Source organism: Mesotoga sp. UBA5825 (assembly GCF_002432955.1).
Classification (GTDB): domain Bacteria; phylum Thermotogota; class Thermotogae; order Petrotogales; family Kosmotogaceae; genus Mesotoga.
On the sequence record NZ_DJHG01000110.1, the window covers coordinates 281 to 2,705 of the forward strand.

The 2,425-nt window shown below is 40.4% G+C and carries 3 protein-coding genes; all 3 read right to left on the reverse strand.

The window, feature by feature from the left end:
* Positions 1–133: 133 nt before the first annotated feature.
* The gene (locus tag B3N33_RS10770; RefSeq protein ID WP_292593331.1) at positions 134–781 is read right to left on the reverse strand and encodes a class I SAM-dependent methyltransferase; all 648 of its coding nucleotides are present in this window, start codon (positions 779–781) and stop codon (positions 134–136) included.
* A 230-nt stretch (positions 782–1,011) separates the two neighbouring features.
* Entirely contained in the window at positions 1,012–1,821 is an 810-nt protein-coding gene (locus tag B3N33_RS10775) for a glycosyltransferase family A protein (RefSeq protein ID WP_292593333.1), read from the reverse strand.
* Positions 1,822–1,827: 6 nt separating this feature from the next.
* Positions 1,828–2,425: dTDP-glucose 4,6-dehydratase (locus B3N33_RS10780; RefSeq protein ID WP_292593335.1), on the reverse strand; the 598-nt coding region annotated here is incomplete at its 5' end.

Here is a 2,425-nt window from a genome sequence, read left to right on the forward strand (position 1 = left end):
TTCCTGCCTTTTCCTTAATTACGGCTGTTCAATCTTTGGGAATACAATGCTTACTGTTATTGTGAAACTTCATTGCTTCTTGCTTGCTTGATGCAGTAGAAGTTGTAGCGTAAATTGAGCAATATTCTGATGATTACTTTTTCTGAGCAAGAACATAGTACTGGTAAGTAAGAAATCCATCAAATCGGCCGAGTGTGATCCGACTGATTAATGAATCTCTCCTGGAGATCGGTGAGTGTGACCAGTTGATTATTTTATACTGAGAATTATCTAGTAGCTCAATGATTTCTCTCTTTGTGAAGAACCTTAAATGAGTTCGATCTAGCAACCCTGCTGACACATATTGAAATCTTCCTCTTAAGACTAGTTCCTTTACAACAGAATAATGCCTGATATTTGGAATGGATGCCAAAAGATATCCCGAGGAAGAAATGACGTTTCGAAGTCTTCGCAAAGTCCTCCATGGATCAATAAGATGCTCAAGGACGTCTCCACAGATCACCAAATCGAATTCTCTATTTAGAAGCCAATTGGGCAAATCCCCTTCTACTGATCCAATAAAGACTTCATCCATTCTGGTTGCTGCGATTTTTCCATGACTGCAGGATAACTCTATTCCAGCAATATAGGTTGCTCCTTTTTCTCTCAGATAGGCAGCATTCTTTCCATCACCACATCCGACTTCTAGAACGCTTCTGAATCCAGGTGGAACAAGATCAATCAGATCTTTCCTAAGAAAGCAATAATAGTTTTCTGGCAAAGAGTCTTCAATAACACACATTCACTCATCTCCATTTAAGTTTGAAAATAGCTTGAGTCTGGTGTCTTATCTAGTTCAAAGCAACATCTATTGATAAGTTCTGATCCAAGCTTGAAGAATCTATTGAACATCCCTCATTCATTCATTGGTATCTTGTTGAATCTATGATTTTGTACTAGCNNTTACCGGTACTTATATTCTGCATCAAACACTTCTGTATCCATTTACATTATTCCATAAGGCTACCTGGTTCAGTTTTCATAACCAAAGTCGCTTCGCATCTTTTGAAATCTCCTCCGTCTTATAGCAAGAATTTTCCTACCGAATTGGGTTTTCATTGCAATTTCCCTCACATTATTTCTAAACATCTCTGTGTTATGCATCCATTTGAGTTTGAAAACAGAAGTCGGCCAAATCCCGTTTGTACTGTAAATCGTCTTGTAGTTGTTCTTGTGCTTTGATACCACTTTCTTTAGGATTTCGTAGAAGCTATCATCCATAGAGTATCCAGGAGATCTGTGATGCAAATCCATAGGGAGGACGAAGCTCTTGTAGTCTCTCTCTCCTGCAGAAAGGCAGAAATCAACACCATAAAGGTGCCAGCCATTACAGACTAATGGATCGAACATTATTTCTTTGAACATCTCTCTCCTGACTCCTATCATAACTTCATCAACAGTTTGAACCTCAGTCAGAGTTTTCGACCGAATTGTACCAGCTGGAGAAGGCGGTTCTCCGTGTGTCATCGATGTTATGACACCGTCCTCGTTTAGCCTACCTGCAGCACCTATCACGGAGTAAGATGGGACCACGCATAACAGATCATTTAATCTGGAAAATGAAAAATCACTTCCAAAAGCAAGATCTTGATGAACAAATAGCAGGTAATCACCTTTCGCTCCATAACTTCCATGATTCAAGGCTACCGCAGCAGACGAGAACCTTCCTTCAGTATTGTCTACAAGTACCAATTCGTAATTATCACGAGCTGCAGGAAGACTCCTGACTAGATAAGAATCCAGGATTCGCTTGTCGTTAAAGACGCAAATAACACTTATCAAGATTCATCACTTAGTGTTATAGTTCCTATTGTAAAAGTCTAGATATTCTCCCGAGATAACGCTATCAACCCATGCTCTGTTGTTCAAATACCAGTCTATTGTCATCTCTATTCCTTCATCGAACATGACTGAAGGTTTCCATCCCAGCTCCTGAATTACCTTAGTAGGATCTATGCCGTATCTTCTGTCGTGGCCCAGTCTGTCGGTAACATTTTTTATGAGTGATTCGTTAATTTTACTGTCACCAGTCTTTTCACTGAGTATCTCTATTATCCTCTTGACTATATAGATGTTCTCCCTCTCGTTATGTCCGCCTATATTATAGACTTCTCCGGACTCACCGTTATCGAACACCATATCGATCGCCCTGCAGTGGTCTTCTACGTACAGCCAGTCTCTTATCTGTCTTCCGTCTCCATATACCGGAAGAGGTTTATGGTTTAGCGCGTTGTTTATGATCAGAGGTATCAGCTTCTCTGGGAATTGGTAAGGACCGTAGTTGTTCGAGCATCTTGTTATGTTTATCGGCATACCATAAGTATCGTGATAGGCCTTGACTATAAGATCTGCCGAAGCCTTCGAAGCAGAATATGGACTGTGTGGG

Excerpts from the sequence above, each read along its gene's own strand:
- B3N33_RS10770 (WP_292593331.1), bottom strand. The coding sequence starts at position 781 with ATGTGTGTTATTGAAGACTCTTTGCCAGAAAACTATTATTGCTTTCTT.